Below are 17,155 nucleotides of genomic sequence, written 5' to 3'. Positions count from 1 at the left end.
TTAAGACATGAAGGGGTTGAGCCAGGGGTGTGCGGCAGGCATAGGCGAAGGCACGAGAGAAGGCGAGAACACAGCCCGCCTCAGCCCATTGGCCGCACATTGAGGCGGAATTTCATCGGTTGTGCGGCGGCCACGGGCGGCGGCAGCAGCTTGAGGCTGCGTGCCGTTTCATCCAGGGCGGCGGCGAGTTCGGCGTCCAGGCGCACATCGCCGCTGGGGCGCAGCTCAAAGCGTGTGATGGCGCCGTCTTTGGCGATCCACACATTGAACTCGGCGGTGGCTTGCGTGGCCTCGCTCTTGAGGTGGCGCTCGATCGCATCGCGCAACATTTGCTTGGCGCTGTTGGCGAAGAAGCGCTCCTGCGCCCGGTCACTGCTCGTGCCTTGCTGCGCCGCGCCGCTGGCCACCGCGCCGCCGCTGTATTCCTTGCTGACGCCGCCGGCGGCAAAAGCACTCGGGCCATCGCCCGCCGCGCCTTCCATCTTGATCGGCTCATTGGCCGGCTTGGGCGCCTCGGCCTGCTTGAGTTGCTCGTCGCGCATGACTTGCTTGGTCTCGTCCTTGGGCGGCTCGGGCTTTCGCTCGTCCTTGGGCGGCGGAGGCGGCGGCGGGGTGTCCGGCAAGATGGTGATCTTGGCGGTTTGCTGCTTGGGCGCGGCCGTGGGCTTCATGTTCTTCACGGTCCAGGCCACCAGCAGCACGGCGGCCACAAAGCCAAGCGCCACAGCGCCGCGCAGCAGCCAGGTGCGGCGCGGCGAGTCGTTCAAATGATCTTCAGCCAATCCACTACTCATCACATCACCCTCAGGTGCCGATCTTGGCCGTCACCAGGCCCATATTCAGCTGAAGCTTGTTGCACAGGTCCACGACAGCCACCACGTACTGATACTGGCTGCGCCCATCGCCCTTGATGGCCACCGACATCTGCGCATCGGCCGCCTTGGCGCGCAGCAGCTGCTGCTCCAGCTCCTCCAGATTCACACCCACGCCATTGAGCAAGATGCCGCCATCGGGCATCACCTGCACGATGCGCAAGTCATGCTTTTCAGTGGCGGGCTTGTTGCTGGGCTTGGGCATGCTGATGGACAAGCCCTGCACCGAGGCGGTGGTCATCAAGATGAACACCACCAGCAGCACATAGGCCAGGTCCAGCATCGGCGTGACATTGATGGTGTCGTAGGGTTTGGCTTCGGTCGAAATCTGCATGGCTTGCTCTTATTCCGGCACGGCGCGTTTGGTGACCAGGCCGATCTCGGTGATGTCCAGCTTCTTGGCCACCTCCAGCACCTGCATGACCTTGTCGTACTGGGCCGTGGCATCGGCCTTGAGCACCACCGGCAGCGCCGGATTGGCGGCCTTGTACTGGGCCAGGCTGCTGCTGAGTTGCTCCAGGCTGACCGGGTAGGCATCCAGGTAGACGGCACCGTCCGAGGTGATCGTGATCGCCCGCGTTTGCGGCTTGGCCAGATTGTTGGCGGCTTGTGTGACAGGAGACCGCACCTTCACCCCTTGCACCGAGGCTGTGGTCAGAATGATGAAGACCACCAACAACACATAGGCCAGATCCAACATCGGCGTGACGTTGATGTCATCAAACGGGGTCAGCTCGGTTTTGACGTCAGCAGACATGGCGGCTCCTGGGCACCATCACTGCGCGCCGTGGGTTTCGGCCACGCGGGTGATGAACTCGTCGATGAAGATCTGCATGTCCGAGGCCACGTTCTTGATCTTGGCGGCCAGATAGTTGTAGGCAAACAGCGCCGGAATCGCCACCGCCAGGCCCGCCACCGTGGCCAGCAAGGCCGAGGCGATGCCGGGCGCGATGGCGTTGACGTTGACATCGCCCGCCTGCGCAATCGCCGCGAAAGTGATCATCACGCCCACCACCGTGCCCAGCAGACCCAGGAAGGGGCCGCCCGAGATGGCGATGGTCAACAAAACCATATTCGAGTTGAGCTGGGCGTTCTCGCGCACAAAGTCGGCATCCACCGAGGCCTTGACCGCATTCATGGCCGAGGCACTCAGCACCGGGCCGCCGGCCTGGCCGATCTTGCGTTTGCCCAGCTCATGCACGCCGGCCTTGTAGAGGCGGAACAGCGGCGAAGCGCCATGCTGCTTGTCGTCGCCCAGCTTGAGCAGATCGCCATCGGCATCGCGGAAGCGCTTGAGGAAGCTGCGATTGCCACGGTCGGCCCGCGAGACCAGCAAGGCCTTGGAAATGGTGACCCAGACGGCGATGACGAACATCACCGCCAAGATGATGATGACCACCCAGGCGTCGGTCGTCAGGTTCTTGACCAGGATGGCCATATGGCCGTGGGACTCCTCACCCTCTGCCGTGCCCGTGTTCTCACGCTGCGCCGCCAGCAAGCGGCTTTCCGCGCCTTGGGCGCCGGCCGACACGGCCAACCAGTCGGCGCTGCGCAGGGTGCTGGCAATTTGCAGCTCGTCCAGCAGACCTTGCGCGCCCTCACCCAACTTCAGGTTATTGCCCAGATTGGGCGTGACCATATCACCCTGGGCGACTTGCACGCCAGCGATGAACAAGGTCGCCTTGCCCAAACCCAGGCGCAGGGCCAGATGGGTCCAGCGTTCGGGCGCGACCTCACCGCCGCTGAGTTCAGCCTTGCCCTCGCCCTTGGCCAGCAGCTTGCCGTCCTTCAAGGCCAGTTTCAATCCGCCCCATTGCAGCAAGTCGGCCGCGCCCACCTGCTTGAGTTTGACCCACAGGCTCAGCGTCAGCTGGTTGCCGGCATCGGCCACCGCCTTGTCGCTCAGCGCATAGCTGATGGGCTTGCCGTCAAGCTTGGCGCTGGCCGCCAGCAAGCCATTGGGCTCGATGCTGACGGGGCTGCCGGGCTTGATGGGGCCCAGCTGATCGGCACCCGACGGCGCCGGGTCGCTGTAGTGGAAGGCGGCCAGCGTGGCGGCATCAAAGCCCATCAAAGGATCGGCCGCCTCGGCACTGGCCTTGCTATTGCCCGCGTAGACGTAGAACTGATTCTTGTCGCTGCCCGGCAGCACGCTGGGCACTTGCACCCACAGCACTGCCAGTTCATTGACGCTGTCAAAGCGCTCGATGCTGAACTTCAGCGGCGTCTTGTCGTCGGCCGCCAGCACGCGCAGGTCGGCGCCGTCTTGCTTGGCGGCGGCAAAGTCGAAGTTGCCCGAATGCAGACGCACGGCCACGGCCACATTGCTGGCCGCTTCCTTGGTTTCCAGGCCCTGGGCCGAGGTGTTGAGGGTGATGCGGGTGCGCTCGGTCCAGTCGGCATGCCACCAGGCATGGGCGGCCGGTGACAACAAGGCGATGGACAAAACGGCGAGAAGTTTGCGCATGATGTTGGGGAGCTTGAGATGAATTTGAAAAGGAGCTTGTGGCGCGTCATTCGCCCTGGCTGAAGCCAAGGAAGTCCAGGAAGATGTTGCGGCGGGGGCGGCGCTTGCGGCGCTGTTCTTCGTCGTCCTCGGCCAGCTTTTGGTCCTTCAGCCCGGCCGAGGTGGCGGCCGGCGCCTGAGGAATGGCGCTGACAGCCGCACTGGCGTCGACCTGCACCGCCAGACCGCTGCTCTTGCCCGAGGCCGCGAAGTTGTCGGCGCCGACCAGGCGGGTGGCGCCCAGGAAGGCATTGCCCAGGGTCTTGATGCCGGCATCACCGGCATTGATTTCACCCAGCGGCGCATACAGATCCAAATTGCTGCCGCTGCCCAACACGGCGATGCCGCTGCCGCTGAAAGAGCCCGAGGTGTCGACCACGAACTGGCCTTGCGCATTGATGGTGTAGACCGGCGGCGGCGCGCCGACCACGGTCTTGGCGCCGCGCCCGGCATCGAGGTTGCCCAGGCTGGCCCACAGCAACACATCGCCACGGCCGAGCGTGAAGATGCGCGACTGATTGACCTCCACGCTCATGCGCACGGCGGCGTTGATGTCGCCACCGGCCACCGTGACCACGCCCAGATTGGCGGCCGAGCGCGCATCCGCGCCACCGGCCAGGTCACCCACATTCAAGGTGCCGCCAGGCGCAATGAAGCCGATATTGCCGCCTTGGCTGGTCTTGATCTGGCTGTTGGACAACAAGATATTGCCGTCAGCGTGGGCCGCGCTGGCCGCCGCTGCTGCACTGCCGGGAGGGAACAAACTGTCCAGCGCCTGATAGCCGCGCAGATAGGCCAGATGCGAGCCCGTCAAGGCGGCACGGCCGGCCGTGCGTAGCTCGGTGGCCAGCACCTGGCTGAGGAACAAGGTTTGCTGCGCCCGGTCCATGCCCTTGAAGGCCTCAGCCGCTGCGGCGCCGTCGAGTTTTGTGCTCTGGCGTTGATTGACGAAGTCGGTCAGCGCCGTGGTGTAGGGCGAGACAGCCAGGGTCAGCGCCTGCTGCTGCGTAGGGCTCATGCTTTGCACCTTGGCCGCCAGCGCGGCGCCCAAGGCGGCCGCTTGCAAGCCATCACGCAAACGCAGGCGTGAGGCTTCGGTGGCCGCCGCCAAGTCCTCCGCCGTCGCCTTTGCGCCAAGCACTTGCGGCGCGCCGTTCCACAGCTCAGAGCCCGGCACGACCTTGGCATCGGCGGCGAGGCCAGCGCTACCAATGCGCCCTGCCGCCAGCGCCTGGGCCGAGGCCAGGCTGTTCGCTTCGGCTTGCGCCACGCTGCGCTGCAGAAAAGCTTCGGTGCTGCTGCTCAACAAGGCATCACCCACCAGGGCGCGCACTTGCTCGCGTTGCTCCGCCAACGGCAAAGCTGCAAAAGCCTTGGCAGCGGCAGCTGCCGCAGCGGGAGGCAAGACCTGGCCCCCGTCGGCCAGGGCCTTGAGCTGCACGGCCAGTTCCGCGGGGTAGAACTCCAGGCCGGCACCCACCAGTTGGAACTGCTTGGCCACGGCCTGGCTGCTGTCTTGCAACTGCACGCCGGCCAGCACGGTGATATTGGCGCCGCCCTTGCCGAGCAAGAGGCCGTTGTCCAGATTGCCCACCGTGTTGATGCCGGTGCCGCGGTTCATGTCCACATCGCGGCCGGCGATCAAAAGCAAATCGCCGGGGCCACCCTGCCGAATGCCTTCTTGCTGACCCAGCTTGATGTCGCGCCCGGCCTGCAGCAGGCTCATCTCCGCCGCGCTGTTGTGCTGCAGCTGAATCGGGCCGGCGGCATTCAGGTCGCCGCCCGCCACCAGGCGCAGCGGTCGGGCACTGAAAGAGGCTAGGCTGCCCAGCGTCAGGTCACCCGCGCCCGCCACGATGTGCACGGGGCTGCGGCCGCTGGCATCCAAGCCTGAGTCGGTGCGCAGCCAATGGCCGGCATAGACGTCAAACAGCTCGTTCAAGGTGGCCTGGGCCTGCGGCTTGGGCCAAGAGATTTCGCCCGCGGCGGCCGTCACTTTGAAGGACTCCACGGTCACGCTCTTGCCGGCCACGACGGCCAGGCTGGTGGTGCCAATGGCTTGCTGCATCAACGCAGCGGACTTGATGTTGCCGCCGGGCGCCGCCAACAGCAATTCATCGGGCACCACATCGGCGGCCGCGCCCGGGCTGCTGCCCGACTGCGCATTGGCGGGGCGTGAGTTGCTCAAGCCCACATCGCCCGCCGCGCTGAGGATTTGTGCACTGGACTTGCCCGACAAGCCAAAAACGGCATCCACCCGGGCCGACTGCTCACCGCCCTGCTTGGCGCCGGACATGCTGGCCGGATTGACCAGGCTGCCGAGTTGCAAACCATTGCTGGCGGAAACAGTCCAGGCGGTGTCCATGTAAAAGAGCTGCGGGCCGGGGTAGCTCAAGGGCTGAGCCTTGGCTTCGTCCTGGGTGGCGGCGCGAATCTGATCGCCAGCGCTCAAGGAGGCTTGGGCACCACCCGCATTGAACAGGCCGCCGACCACATCACGCCCGGCCTGCACCGCCAGGCTGCCGCCGCTGAACCAGCGCTGCTGGGCCGGCTTGTAGCCGGCTGTGCCCGGCGTACCGGTGGCTTGCACGGCATAGCCGCTGCTGGGCGTCGAGACGTCCAGGTCAATCACATCGCGGCCGGCGCGTACCGAGATATCACCGCCGCCGAAGGAGGCAATGCCTTGGGCGAACAAGTCGTAGCGCGACCACAGGGCCACGCCTTGGTCGGCCTTGGTGGTGTTGGTCTGACGGAGCCACCAGTCGCTCACGTACTGCACTTTTTCGGCGTTAGCGTTGGTGCTGTAGATGGCCGCGGGCAGGCCGCGCACATCGGCACCGGCGCTGAGCGAGATATTGCCGGCGTCCTGGAAGAAGGGACCAAGCGTGCCGCTGCTGCCGCGGATGAGCTGGGTATCGGTGCGGACGCCCAGGGTCTCAAACCCAGGCGTGTCGGCGGCGGCCACGGCCGTGCCGGTGGTGTAGATACGCACCTGGCTCTTGCGTCCGTTGGCGTCAAGGGCAGTACCCAGATTGATATCACCCGCGGCGGCCAAATCGATATTGCCGGTGCTGCTGCGAATGAAGACCACCGGCGGCACCGCAGTATTGCTGCTGGCAACACGGCCCACGGTGATGCCTGCCGGGCTGCCATTGCCAGCATTGCTATTGCCGGCAGCGAGCACGCTCAGCGGATCAGCGCCCGCCAACTCGGCCCCGCCGATGAGGCGGAACGATGCCGCACCGCCGGGCAAGACCAGGCTACCGGCGGTGATGGCACGCTTGTCTGCAGCGCCCACGGCGGGCCCGAAGCCATCGCTCAAGCTATTGCTGAGGGTCAGCTGACCCGCGGCGCGCAAGGTGACGACCGGCGCGGCACCGACGCGTGTGGCGGTGGTGGGTGCCAAGTTCCAGTCAGTGGCCAAGGTCAGGCTCTTGTTGGAGCGGATCTCGACCCCGGGCGCAACGCTCAGCTTGTTCAGCAAAGCGCTATCGCCATTCGCCAAGTTCAGCGCCAACTGCAAGGTATTGGCCGCTGCGGCGCCGACAAAAGCCTTGTTGTCGGCATCGACCACGGAGGGTTTGAGTATGGGCGCACGCGAGGCTGGCGCGGGTGTGGGAACCGGCGAGGGGCTGGGCGTAGGCGTAGGCGTTGGCGTGGGTGTCGGCGTTGGATTAGGCGTTGGCGTCGGTACGCCCCCACTTGGTCCCGTCGGCGGGCTGGGCGGAGTGACGCCAATGGTTGAACCCGGCACGCCCGGAGAGACTGGACCAGGCTTCGGTGCGGGCGTAGGCGTAGGCGTAGGCGTCGGTGTCGGCGTCGGTGTCGGTGTCGGTGTCGGTGTCGGTGTCGGTGTCGGTGTCGGTGTCGGTGTCGGCGTGGGCGTAGGCGTAGGCGTAGGCGTAGGCGTAGGAGTTGGCGTTGGCGTTGGTGTTGGTGTCGGCCCAGGCGTCCCGCCAATCGGTGGCGCTGGCGGGGTGACACCGATCGTGGTGCCCGGCGTGCCCGGCGCAGCCACGGCAGTGGCACTCGCCATGGCCTGTGCCTGAGCCATACGGCTCAGCCCATTGCTTGCGACAGAGTCAGCCGTGGCAGCAAGCCCCTGCGGCTTGGCGCTTGAGCCGCCGATGGGTGGACTGGGCGGCGGAACACCGACGGTCGTACCAGGCGCGCCGACTGAGGGCACCGTTGGCACAGGCGCAGGCGCGGGAGAAGGTGCCGGCGGGGCAACAGGCGGCCCACTTGGCGGGGCTGGCGGCGGCACGCCGATCGTCGTTCCAGGCGAACCGGGCGACGGATCAGTCGGTGTCGGTGTCGGTGTCGGCGTAGGCGTGGGCGTGGGCGTGGGCGTGGGCGTAGGCGTAGGCGTCGGCGTCGGCGTCGGTGTCGGTGTCGGTGTCGGTGTCGGTGTCGGTGTCGGTGTCGGTGTCGGTGTAGGTGTCGGTGTAGGTGTAGGCGTCGGTGTCGGTGTCGGCGTCGGCGTCGGTGTAGGCGTGGGCGTGGGTGTAGGCGTAGGCGTAGGCGTGGGCGTGGGCGTGGGCGTGGGCGTAGGCGTGGGCGTTGGCGTTGGCGTAGGCGTAGGCGTAGGCGTGGGCGTGGGCGTGGGCGTGGGCGTGGGCGTGGGCGTGGGCGTTGGCGTTGGCGTTGGCGTTGGCGTTGGCGTTGGCGTAGGCGTAGGCGTAGGCGTAGGCGTAGGCGTAGGCGTAGGCGTAGGCGTGGGCGTTGGCGTTGGCACAGGAGTCGGTGCTGGAACCGCCGTCTCGCTGATCAACTCAACCCCGTCGTAAACGCGAACTGCCTCGACCTGCACAGAGCGCACAGCATCAAACTGAGCGCCTGCGTTGCTGATGGCAACACCTGTGCCGCCGGGTGTTGCATCACTGACACCTGTGCGGGCGGCGCGCAGCAGCACGCTGCCGTCGCGACCGGACGGGCCGCCTTGGGTAGACAAGATCGAGGCTGCTTCAAGGCTCAGCTGACCGGTGCCGCTCATCAAGCGGATGTCTCCGCCGTCAGCGCCGGCGGCCTTGTTGCTGGCGGACAGCACGGCGCCTTGGCGCAGCGTCAGATCCCCACCACTGGCCAGCAGAATTTGCGCGCCGCGCTCCGCTGTGGCTTGCAGTTCGCCGGCAAGCGTCAAAGTGCCGGCGTCACTGATGAGGGCCAGGCTGGCCGAGCGCAGCACGGTGCCGGCCGCCAGCGTTTGATCGCCCTGGCGGTTTCGCACCGAGATCGATTGGCTGAACTGGCCTGTCGGCAGTTGCCCAGCCAACTGGCTCAGATTCACAGCCTGGCGGCTGTCCAACTGCAGGCTTGCACCGGCCGAGCTGATGCCCTGGCCTTGCAAGTCACCGGCCAATTGCAAACCACCTTGTGGCGCCGCCAGCAATAACTGGCCACCGCCCGCATTGGCGGCGCCGGACACATTCACGCGCGAACCAGCCGCCACTTGAACATCACCGCCACTGCTGCTGGCATCGATGCGCCCACCCGCTGTGGCAATGGTTTGACCATCCAAGGTCTTTGTGAAGCCTTGCACCGAGCTCAGCGAACCCGCTGCAAACAACAGGTTTTGGCTGGCGCGCAGATTCAGCTGACCGGAGGGCAAATCGATCTGCCCGCCCTGCAGCAACTCGCGGCCGCTCAGGTTCAAACGCGCACCCGCGCCGGGCTGCGTCGCCTCAGCACTCACACCCGCGCTAGGTGCTGCGGCATCCACATGGCTCAACTGCAAGCTGCCGCCGGCCGTCAAGCCCTGCTTGGCCGAGGCAGTGGCCAGCACACGGTCCGAACGCAGCTGAACATCACCCGCGCTGTTCAAGCCGCCCTCGCCTGCGAAAACAATGTCGCGGGCCGCGCTGAGCCTGAGTTGCCCCACTGCCTTGGTGCTGACGCTGCCGGGGCCGATCTGCAAATCACCGGCAGTGGCTTGTAAATCAAGCCGCGCATTGCCGGGTGATCCGCTTGGCGTGCTGGCAGCAGCCGCCTGGCCGGCGCTATTGCTCAACTTCAGGGCCTGCGCACTGGCCGCCGCCTGGCCGCCATCGGCCACGGTCAGCGTGGAGGAATCCAGGGTCAGCGAGCGCAAGTCTTTGCCGCCGAGCTGGGCGCCGTTCTCGAAGAAGATGTCGCTGTAGCTGCGCAGCTGCAACTCGGTCGCCTGACTCAAGCCAGCAAGTTGGCGGGCCGTCAGCCGCAAGCTGTCGCCGGCCGTCGTATCGCCAGCCGCGCCCACACCGCCCACCACAATCCTGCCTGCGCCCAAGACCAAGCGGCCGGCATCCAAAGCGGCCTGCTCATCGACCAAGGTGCGCGCCGCGGCTTCCAGGCTCAGGCTGCCTTGCGCGCCGGCCTTGAGTTCGCTGCCGGCGGCCAGGCGCACCTGGCCCTGTGCTATCGCTTGAGCGGGAACCCCGCTGCGTTGCACAGCCGTCGGCGCGGCCGACAGGCGCAGCGATGCGCCGTCACCATTGACATACAAGGTGTCCGCGGCCTTGGCAGGGGTGGCCGAAGCAGCCGCGCTGCTCGAAGCTGCAGCGCTCAAATGCGCGCCCGCTCCCACCTCCACCGACTGCTGCGCCATCAGCACCAGATCAGCCGCCTGCAGGCTGACACCCGCATCGATCTGCACCGTCTGCGCGCTGACGGCAGCTTGGCGCTGGCCAGTGGCGGCATCCTGCGCGCGCGTGCCGCCCAGCATGATGCTGCCCGCGCCGCTCGCCGACAGCGCCTGGGGCGACAGCACCAGCGCATCAGGGAACAGCTCAGCACGCTCGGAAACGACCAAGCGGGCCGCGCCAATATTGAGTTCGCCGGCGCCGGCTTGCGCCGCGTGGGCGTAATTCAAGGCGGCCTGCATCGTCATCCGCGGCGCGCTGAGATTGAGGCTGCCGGCGTCGATGGCCAGGGGCGGCAAGTCCTTGCCTTCGCGCTTGGCTTGCTGGCTGAAATAGATGTCAGCCTGGCTGCTACGGATCTCCGAGGACTTACGCGCCACGGCGCTGGGCGTGATGGTGAAGGCCGAAGGTCGAGCGTCTTGCAAATCGGTGCCGGCAGTGGCGAAGCTCGCGCCGGCCAAGACGGCCCCACTGGCCTGGGTGACGGCGGTGTTGGCCGAGACGGTCGTGCTTGCCGCTGCAGGCTTGACCAGGAAGCTGCCCGGCAGCAAGGCATAACGCGCCGGCATGACGGCGTAGCGGCCGGCCTTCAGCAACTGATCACCAAACTGCAGATCGCGGCTCAGCAGCAGCTGCCGCCCGGCGGGAATATCCGCCGCCGCGCCACTGGCATCTTTTTGCAAAGCGATATGTAGATCCAGCGACGCCAGCTTGGCAGCATCCGGCACGATGGCGAAGGCCCCGCCCGCAGCACCGGCGAACACATCGCTGGAGCCACCAGGCCCGGCCACAAACTCCAGGCCTTGCAGGGCACCGCCGCCGCTCATATCGAGCTGGGCCTGAAGCTTGCCACTGGCCGCCAAATTCAAATTGGCCGCGCTGAGAGAAATCTGTTTAGCCGGCAGGCCCTTGAGTTGATTGGACGGCGAGCCGTAATACCAGGCCGCGCCGCCTGTCGTGCTGCCGAAAGGCAGCAGCAGGCCATCACCCGAAACCGAAGTCAGGCTGGTGGGCGTGAGCGTTAGCTCGCGTTCGGCCTGCAGCGTCAGGCTGCCCAAGGGCGCGCGCAGCACACCGTCTTGCACGATGTCTTGTGCCTTGAAAGTGAGCGCAGCACCGCCCGACAGTGGCGCCGCGGGCTTGGATACCGCAGTGCCTTCTGCCCGCTGCATCGTGAGCTTGCGGCCGCTGACATCGACCAAAAAGTTAGTCGCGCTGCTGCCGTAAATTTGCGCGGCCGACAGGGTCAGGTCCGCATCGCTGCGCAACTGGCCCGCACTGGCGCCCGCATTGTTCAGCACACCGTGCAGGCGCAAGTCCCCTTGAGCGGCCAGAGTGATGGCCGACGCACCGGCGATTTGCAGCTGGCCCACCAGATCAAGGCTGGTGCCCTCCGCTGCAGCGCCGCTGCGCGGTGCTGCCTGGACCAGCAACTGGCCCTTGCCAGCTTTGGCCACCGTGGGCGCGGCAAAGGCCGAGCTATTGCTCAGCCGTACCGAGCTGCCGCGCAGCTGAACCTTGGCATCCTGTCCCAGTTGCAGCAAGGGCGTGTCCAGGCTGAGGCGGCGTGCGGCTTCCAGCTGCAAGTCGCCGGCCAGCACCAGGCTGTCCATTGAGGCCAAGCTGAAGTCGGCCAGGCTGCCTGGCGCGCCGAGCAGGCTTTGCGCCAGCTGCACCGTCTTCACACCGGCTTGCGGCTGCGCTTGCACCGGCTCGCCCTGAGCAGGCGCCGCTTGCAGCAGCAAACGGTGCGCAGGGACTTGTGCGGCGTCGCTGCTCTTGCTCATCTTCACGCTCAGGCGCCCATCCGCTTGGCGGCTGCCGCCGGCTTTGGCCTGGAAGCTGGCATTCAGCAAGCTGTCTTGCCGTCCGGCCACGTCGACGGCGATATTGAGCGCACCCGCCGCGCTGGCCACCGACTGGCGGCCTTCGGCAAAGGCAGCACCCATGGGGGCGGCGTCCAGCTGAGCCTGGGCCCCATCAGCCTTGATGAGCGCACCGGCATCCAACTGAGCGCTGACGGCACTGAGTGTCACCACCCCGCCCTCCAGCACCCGGCCACGCAAAAGGCCATCCCCATTGGGCTGCAGCAGGGCCAGGCCAGAGACATCGATGCGGCTGGCAGCGCCCAGGCGCAGCGCATCTTCCGTCGCGTCACCGCCGAGGCCGGGCTTTTGCGTCAGGCTGACCGTGCCGCCGGGCGCAGTCAGCTGGCCCAACATCTGCAAGCTGCGGCCGGCAGTCATCGTCAAATTGGCATTAGGGTCCAGCAGAATCTGGGCGCCTTCGGCTATGCGCAGCGCGCCGCTCTGCGCAGCAGCGGTATTGCCGCTAGATTGCAAAGTCAGGCTGACGGGCCGGCGCATGGCCGCGTCTTGCTGCAATAAGCCGCTCAGATCGGCCAGCCGGCTGCCGCTAAGCCCACCGCGAAAGACCTCACCGCCCTGGCGCGATTGCAGCTGCGGGCGCAGCACCGCGCCGTCTGCGAGTTGCAGCGACAGCATGCCGTCCACATCAAAGCGCTCAAAGCCGCCTTGTGAGAAAAACTCGGTGCCCAGATTCAGGCCGCCACTGGCCTTGTCGAGCACCGGACCATTGCTGCCGATCTGCACCGTGGCGGCGCGCAGCTTGAGGCTGCCGCCCTTGTCCACGCCGACGCCCAGCAGGCTGCCGCCCAAATCAAAAGCCTGCGCCTGACCGGCGACCAAGCTGCTGCTCAAGTTCAAGCTGCCGGCATTGCCGGCTTGCACGCTGCCATTGCTGCGCACCGTCGCACCACCAGACACATCCAGCACCGAGCCCTGGCCCAAGAGCAGGCCTGCGCCTGAGTTCAGCGTGACGCTGCCGCCTTGCACGGCGCGCTGAACGCTGGCGCCATCGCGCTCCTGGTTCAGCAAGCGGCCGGCCATATCGAGCTTGACACCATCGGCCACGCGGATGGCACCAGGGGTGCTGCTGCGGTCGGTGTTCTCCACCGTTTGGGCCAGCAGGCTACCGCCGGCACTGACGATGTCTGCGCCCAGGCTGATGCCGTCAGCGCCACGTGAGTAAAGCGTTAGCGTGCTGCGATCCGCGAGCTGCAGCGCGGCACCGGCCGCGCTGGCAATGCCACGGTCGCTGGCCAGGCTGATGCTGCCGAAACCGGCCGCTTGCAGCAGGCCCACATTCAAGAGACTGGTGCTGGCGTCAAGCCCGGCCGTGGCCACGCCGCCGGCTGTTGAAGGCGGCGTTTGCGTGCTCAAGAGCAGCTTGCTGTCCACCCCAGTGCCCTTGGCCTGCGCCTCGCCGAGTTGAAAGCTACCGGCCGCAGCCAAAGCATCCAGCCCAGCCAGCTGACGGCTGCCGGCCAAAGTGTTGGCCGCCATGCTGCCCGTCAGATCGGCCTGCTGGGCCAACACGCGCAAGCTGCCCGCGGCTTGGCCGTCCACATAGGCGCTGGCCACTTGCCCCTGGCTGCTGGCGCGGAAGCCCGTGACCTTGCCCCAACGGCCGTACAAGCCGTAGCTGGCATCTCTCAGGCCCACATAACGCACATCGGCGCTGGCGGTGTTGAGCGTGGCTTGGCTGCCATCTTCGGCCGTCAGGCGACTGGGCCGCACCACCGCTTCGGTGTAGGCCACTTGCCCGCCGCTCAAGGCCAGCTTGGAGCCCGCCTGCGTGGCCACCGACCCGGTGCTTTCCAGCATCAGGCTACCGCCCTTGGCCATGCGCTCTTCGGCCGTCTTCGCGATATTGTTACGGTAGCTGCTGGTGTCGCCCAGGATGGGCGCGGGGGCGCGCACATCAAAGGTCACTTTGGCGCGATACAGCGGCCCCTCTTTTTGCAGCGGGGCGTCTTTCAGATCATTGCCACCCAGCAGTTCAGTGGTGACGAAATTGCGCGCGGCCGACACCTCCGTGCTGCGGGTGCCGGAGAGGTCAATACCTGCGCCCTCACCCACGACGATGGTCGCGCGGGCGTCGAAGGGGCGCGTGGCCGCTTCGAGATTGGGGCTGGCCATAGCATTGGCCTGCGGGTCCACCTTTTCATAGTTCGGCTTGGCCTCGGCGCGCAAGCGCACCTGGGCGGCTGGGGCGACTATTTGCGCGCCGGCATTGCCAGCCGAATCACGGCCCTGCAGCTGAATGTTCAGGGCATTCATTTCCACGCGCGAGGCGGTGAACTGATCGCCGGTGGCACTGCCGCCGGCGGCATCCGGCGCCATCTCAATGCGGCTGGCGGCACCCAGGGTCAGCGTGCCGCCCTCGGCGGCGCGCTTGACGATCACACCGCCCGAGCTGATGCCCTGGGCTTGGCCGCGCGCCAGCAAAAACACCGAGCCGTTCTCGCTGACGCTGGTGCTGGCACTGATGCGGCCCATCTGATTGACGGCCATGCCCACCAAGGTGGTGTTGCCCCGGTTGCTGGCAATATCACCCAGCTGATCGACCCGGCCGGCACCCGTGCCCACCTCCACCAGCAAACCACGCACGGCTGGCACGGCCGCATTGACCTCGGAGGCATAGAGCCGCTCGACCGTGGGCGTTTGCAGATAGACCTGCTCGCCCGCGGCCAGCACCGTCTGCCCCTGTGGGGTGGCGATGCTGCCGGCGTTGATGACATCTTCAGCGAACAAGAACACCCGCCCGCCCGACGGCGTGGTGATGGCCGCACCCTTGCTGACCTCCACAAAGCCGCGGCCCACATCGGGCATGCCAAGCACATCGGCATCGCGTTTGAAGCTGGGGTTGGTGGCGTAGATGGACTTGGTCAGGCCGAGCAGAAAGTCGTCGTTATCAACGTTCAGGGTCGAGGCAATCAGCGCGCCCACATCGACCTTGGCGTTAGGTCCAAAGAGAATGCCGTTGCCATTGAGCAAAAAGATGTCGCCGCCGCTGATGCGCTCAGGCTGGCTGCCGCCGGTCACAAAGGCCGGATTGGGCACGGTGGACTTGAGCGTGCCGAAGATGGCGCTGGGCGCCGCCCCTTTGTCCACCCGATTCAGCGCCGCGCTGCCGACGCCGGGCATGCGGTATTCCACGCTGCTATTGGCGCCAATATTGAAGCTTTGCCATTGGTAGATGGCGCGGGCGGTGGCTTGGTCGATGACCATGTCTTGGCCGCCACGGCCGTTATCGGTGTTGACCCGGGAGGCGGCGTTGCCAGTGATCACACGCATGCCAGCGGGCAGCACCTGGGCGGCCGGCGCGGCGGCGCGAGCACCGGCCTGCGCCAGCGATTGCAGCGGCCAGATTGCCAGCATGGCCACCAGCAAGGGCGCTGTCGCGAAACTCGCCTTCGGGCTGAGCGCGTATGAAGCGGGCGTGGGGTGAAGGCGGGCTGTGGCTGACATGATGGCAATCGGGGTCAAAGCTGCGCGCTCAGGCGCAAGTGCAAACGAGGCTCGTTCTTGGGGCTGATGCGGGTGCTTTTGAGCGGCCAGGCCAGGTCCAGGTCGGCCGACAAGCCGGCCCCGGCACGCAGGCGCAAGCCCAGGCCGGCACCGGCCAGCCAGCTGTGCTCGGCCTGTTCAGGCAAAGGGTTGAGGGTTTGCACGCGGCCGCCTTCGGCATAGCCCAGCAGCGTCAACTCACGCCACCACGAAGACTCCGCTTTGGCTGCGGCGCCAGCAGCGGGAGCCGCTAACAAATTGGCGCTGCGCCACTCCAGCCCGGCCAGCATGGCGTTGTCGCCCGCGGCCTCGGCTTCCAGATAGCCGCGCACCGTGTCCACACCACCCAGTGCGTATTGCTCACCCGACACCAGGGGCTGCGTGGCCAGCTGCCAAGCGAAGCGGGTGTTCAGGCTGCCTCCCAAGGCCGCGGGCAAGCCCAGGGTGCGCAAGGGCCGGGCATCGCGCAACTCCCCGCGCCAGTAGGCAAAACTGCCATCGGCACCGTCGCGCTTGCACTGAAACTGATCCACCGCGCCGAGGTTGCCGGGGCAGGCCACATCACGCTGCAACCAGTTGCGCCAGCCGAAGGTGATGCTGCTGCTGAGGCTGCTTTGCACCCCGCCCGCAAACCAGATGCCGGTGTAGGCCGCTTGAAATGGCAGGTAGCGCAAAGGGGTAGACAGCTCGCCGCCGGCGCTCAACTGCTGCTCCTGCACGTCTTTGTAGTCCCCGCCGACGCTGAAGCTGTGCAGCGAGTCGCCTTCGCTCGACGCATGCGGCACGCTGCGATTCCAGCGCAGACCGTAGGTGGCGCCCTTGCCGATCACCGTGCCGGCCCCAAGCGGCGCCACATTGCTGTTCGACAGCACCACCGTGGCCAGCAAGCTTTGCGGGCGACCCGGCTCTGCACTCAGGGGCCAGCTGTAATTGCCCACCAGCACGCTGGACTGTTTCGTATTGCGCGGCGCGGTGATCAGGCTCAGCGTGAGGCTGTGGTCACGCTGCCAGAGGTTGTCGTGATGCAGGGCCAGCGAGGCACGCCAGGGGTCGGTATCGGCGGCGTGGCGGTTATTGATTTCCAGGCTGGCGCCAGCGGGCAGTTTGTCATTGACGCGCAGCTCCACCTCCACCGTACCGGGCGTCAAGCCGGGGCGCAAGATCTGCTGCAGTTGGCGCTCCTCACGGTTCAAGCCGGCGATCTGCGCGGCGGCCTGGTTGAAGTCTGGCACCTGGCCGGGGGCGAGCTGACTGACGCGCTCACGAATCACGCCCTGGTCGTAGTAGCGCGAGCCGGTTACGCGCAAGCGCTCAACGCGACCCTCGGTCACATGCAGGCGCAGCACGCCGCCCTCCACCCGCTGCTCAGGAATATCGACAAACACAGTCAGAAAGCCGGCCTGCTGGTAACGCTTTTCAAGCGCTTCGCGGGCGGCCTCCACATCGGCCATGTCCTTGTCTTTGCCCATGAAGGGCAGCACCACCTGCTCCACCGCTGCCACGGGCAAGACGGTGTTGCCGCTGATCTCAAATTCGAGAATGGCAAAGCGAGGCGAAGCAGGTTCTGCGGCCGCTGAGCGCTCCGGCGGCACCTGCAGGCTGGCGCCCTGCACAGGCTTTGCGGACAGCAACATCAGCAGCGTCAGCAGCAAGGCACAGGCCAGGCCTGTAGCTGCAGTAGCGCACAGGCCCCGGCCTGCGGCCAGAGGAGAGGCGCACGATTTCATAGTGAAAGCAGTATCGGAAACCGCAGTGAAGCGGCGATGAAGAGGGGACGTTGCGGCGTGA

6 protein-coding genes are annotated in these 17,155 nt (G+C 66.5%); all 6 read right to left on the bottom strand.

The annotated features are described in order from the left end of the window. Nucleotides 1-80: 80 nt before the first annotated feature. The 6 genes from AT984_RS02540 to AT984_RS02515 are packed head-to-tail and all read right to left on the bottom strand — an operon-like array spanning nucleotide 81 to nucleotide 17,094. Nucleotides 81-794: a TonB C-terminal domain-containing protein gene (locus AT984_RS02540; RefSeq protein ID WP_156421860.1), complete on the bottom strand. Its 714-nt coding sequence runs from the start codon at nucleotides 792-794 to the stop codon at nucleotides 81-83. A gap of 10 nt (nucleotides 795-804) precedes the next feature. Then, nucleotides 805-1,206 carry an ExbD/TolR family protein gene (locus AT984_RS02535; protein WP_058718766.1) on the bottom strand — a complete coding sequence of 134 codons (402 nt, stop codon included), beginning with the start codon at nucleotides 1,204-1,206 and terminating at the stop codon, nucleotides 805-807. A 9-nt stretch (nucleotides 1,207-1,215) separates the two neighbouring features. Next, on the bottom strand, nucleotides 1,216-1,629 hold the full coding sequence (locus tag AT984_RS02530) for an ExbD/TolR family protein (RefSeq protein WP_058718765.1): 414 nt from the start codon (nucleotides 1,627-1,629) through the stop codon (nucleotides 1,216-1,218). 18 nt (nucleotides 1,630-1,647) lie between these two features. Continuing rightward, nucleotides 1,648-3,339 (bottom strand): DUF2341 domain-containing protein, encoded by a 1,692-nt coding sequence (locus AT984_RS02525; RefSeq protein WP_058718764.1) that lies wholly within the window; start codon nucleotides 3,337-3,339, stop codon nucleotides 1,648-1,650. Between the two features lie 46 nt (nucleotides 3,340-3,385). Continuing rightward, nucleotides 3,386-15,328, bottom strand: a complete 11,943-nt coding sequence (locus AT984_RS02520) for a filamentous haemagglutinin family protein (RefSeq protein WP_156421859.1) — start codon at nucleotides 15,326-15,328, stop codon at nucleotides 3,386-3,388. A 14-nt stretch (nucleotides 15,329-15,342) separates the two neighbouring features. Beyond that, complete coding sequence (locus AT984_RS02515; RefSeq protein WP_082679724.1) at nucleotides 15,343-17,094, bottom strand: ShlB/FhaC/HecB family hemolysin secretion/activation protein; 1,752 nt, start codon at nucleotides 17,092-17,094, stop codon at nucleotides 15,343-15,345. Nucleotides 17,095-17,155: the final 61 nt, after the last annotated feature.

It is taken from the genome of Paucibacter sp. KCTC 42545 (assembly GCF_001477625.1).
Classification (GTDB): Bacteria; Pseudomonadota; Gammaproteobacteria; order Burkholderiales; family Burkholderiaceae_C; genus Paucibacter_A.
The sequence above is the reverse complement of the archived record's forward strand: the minus strand, read 5'-3'. Positions and strand labels throughout refer to the sequence as shown.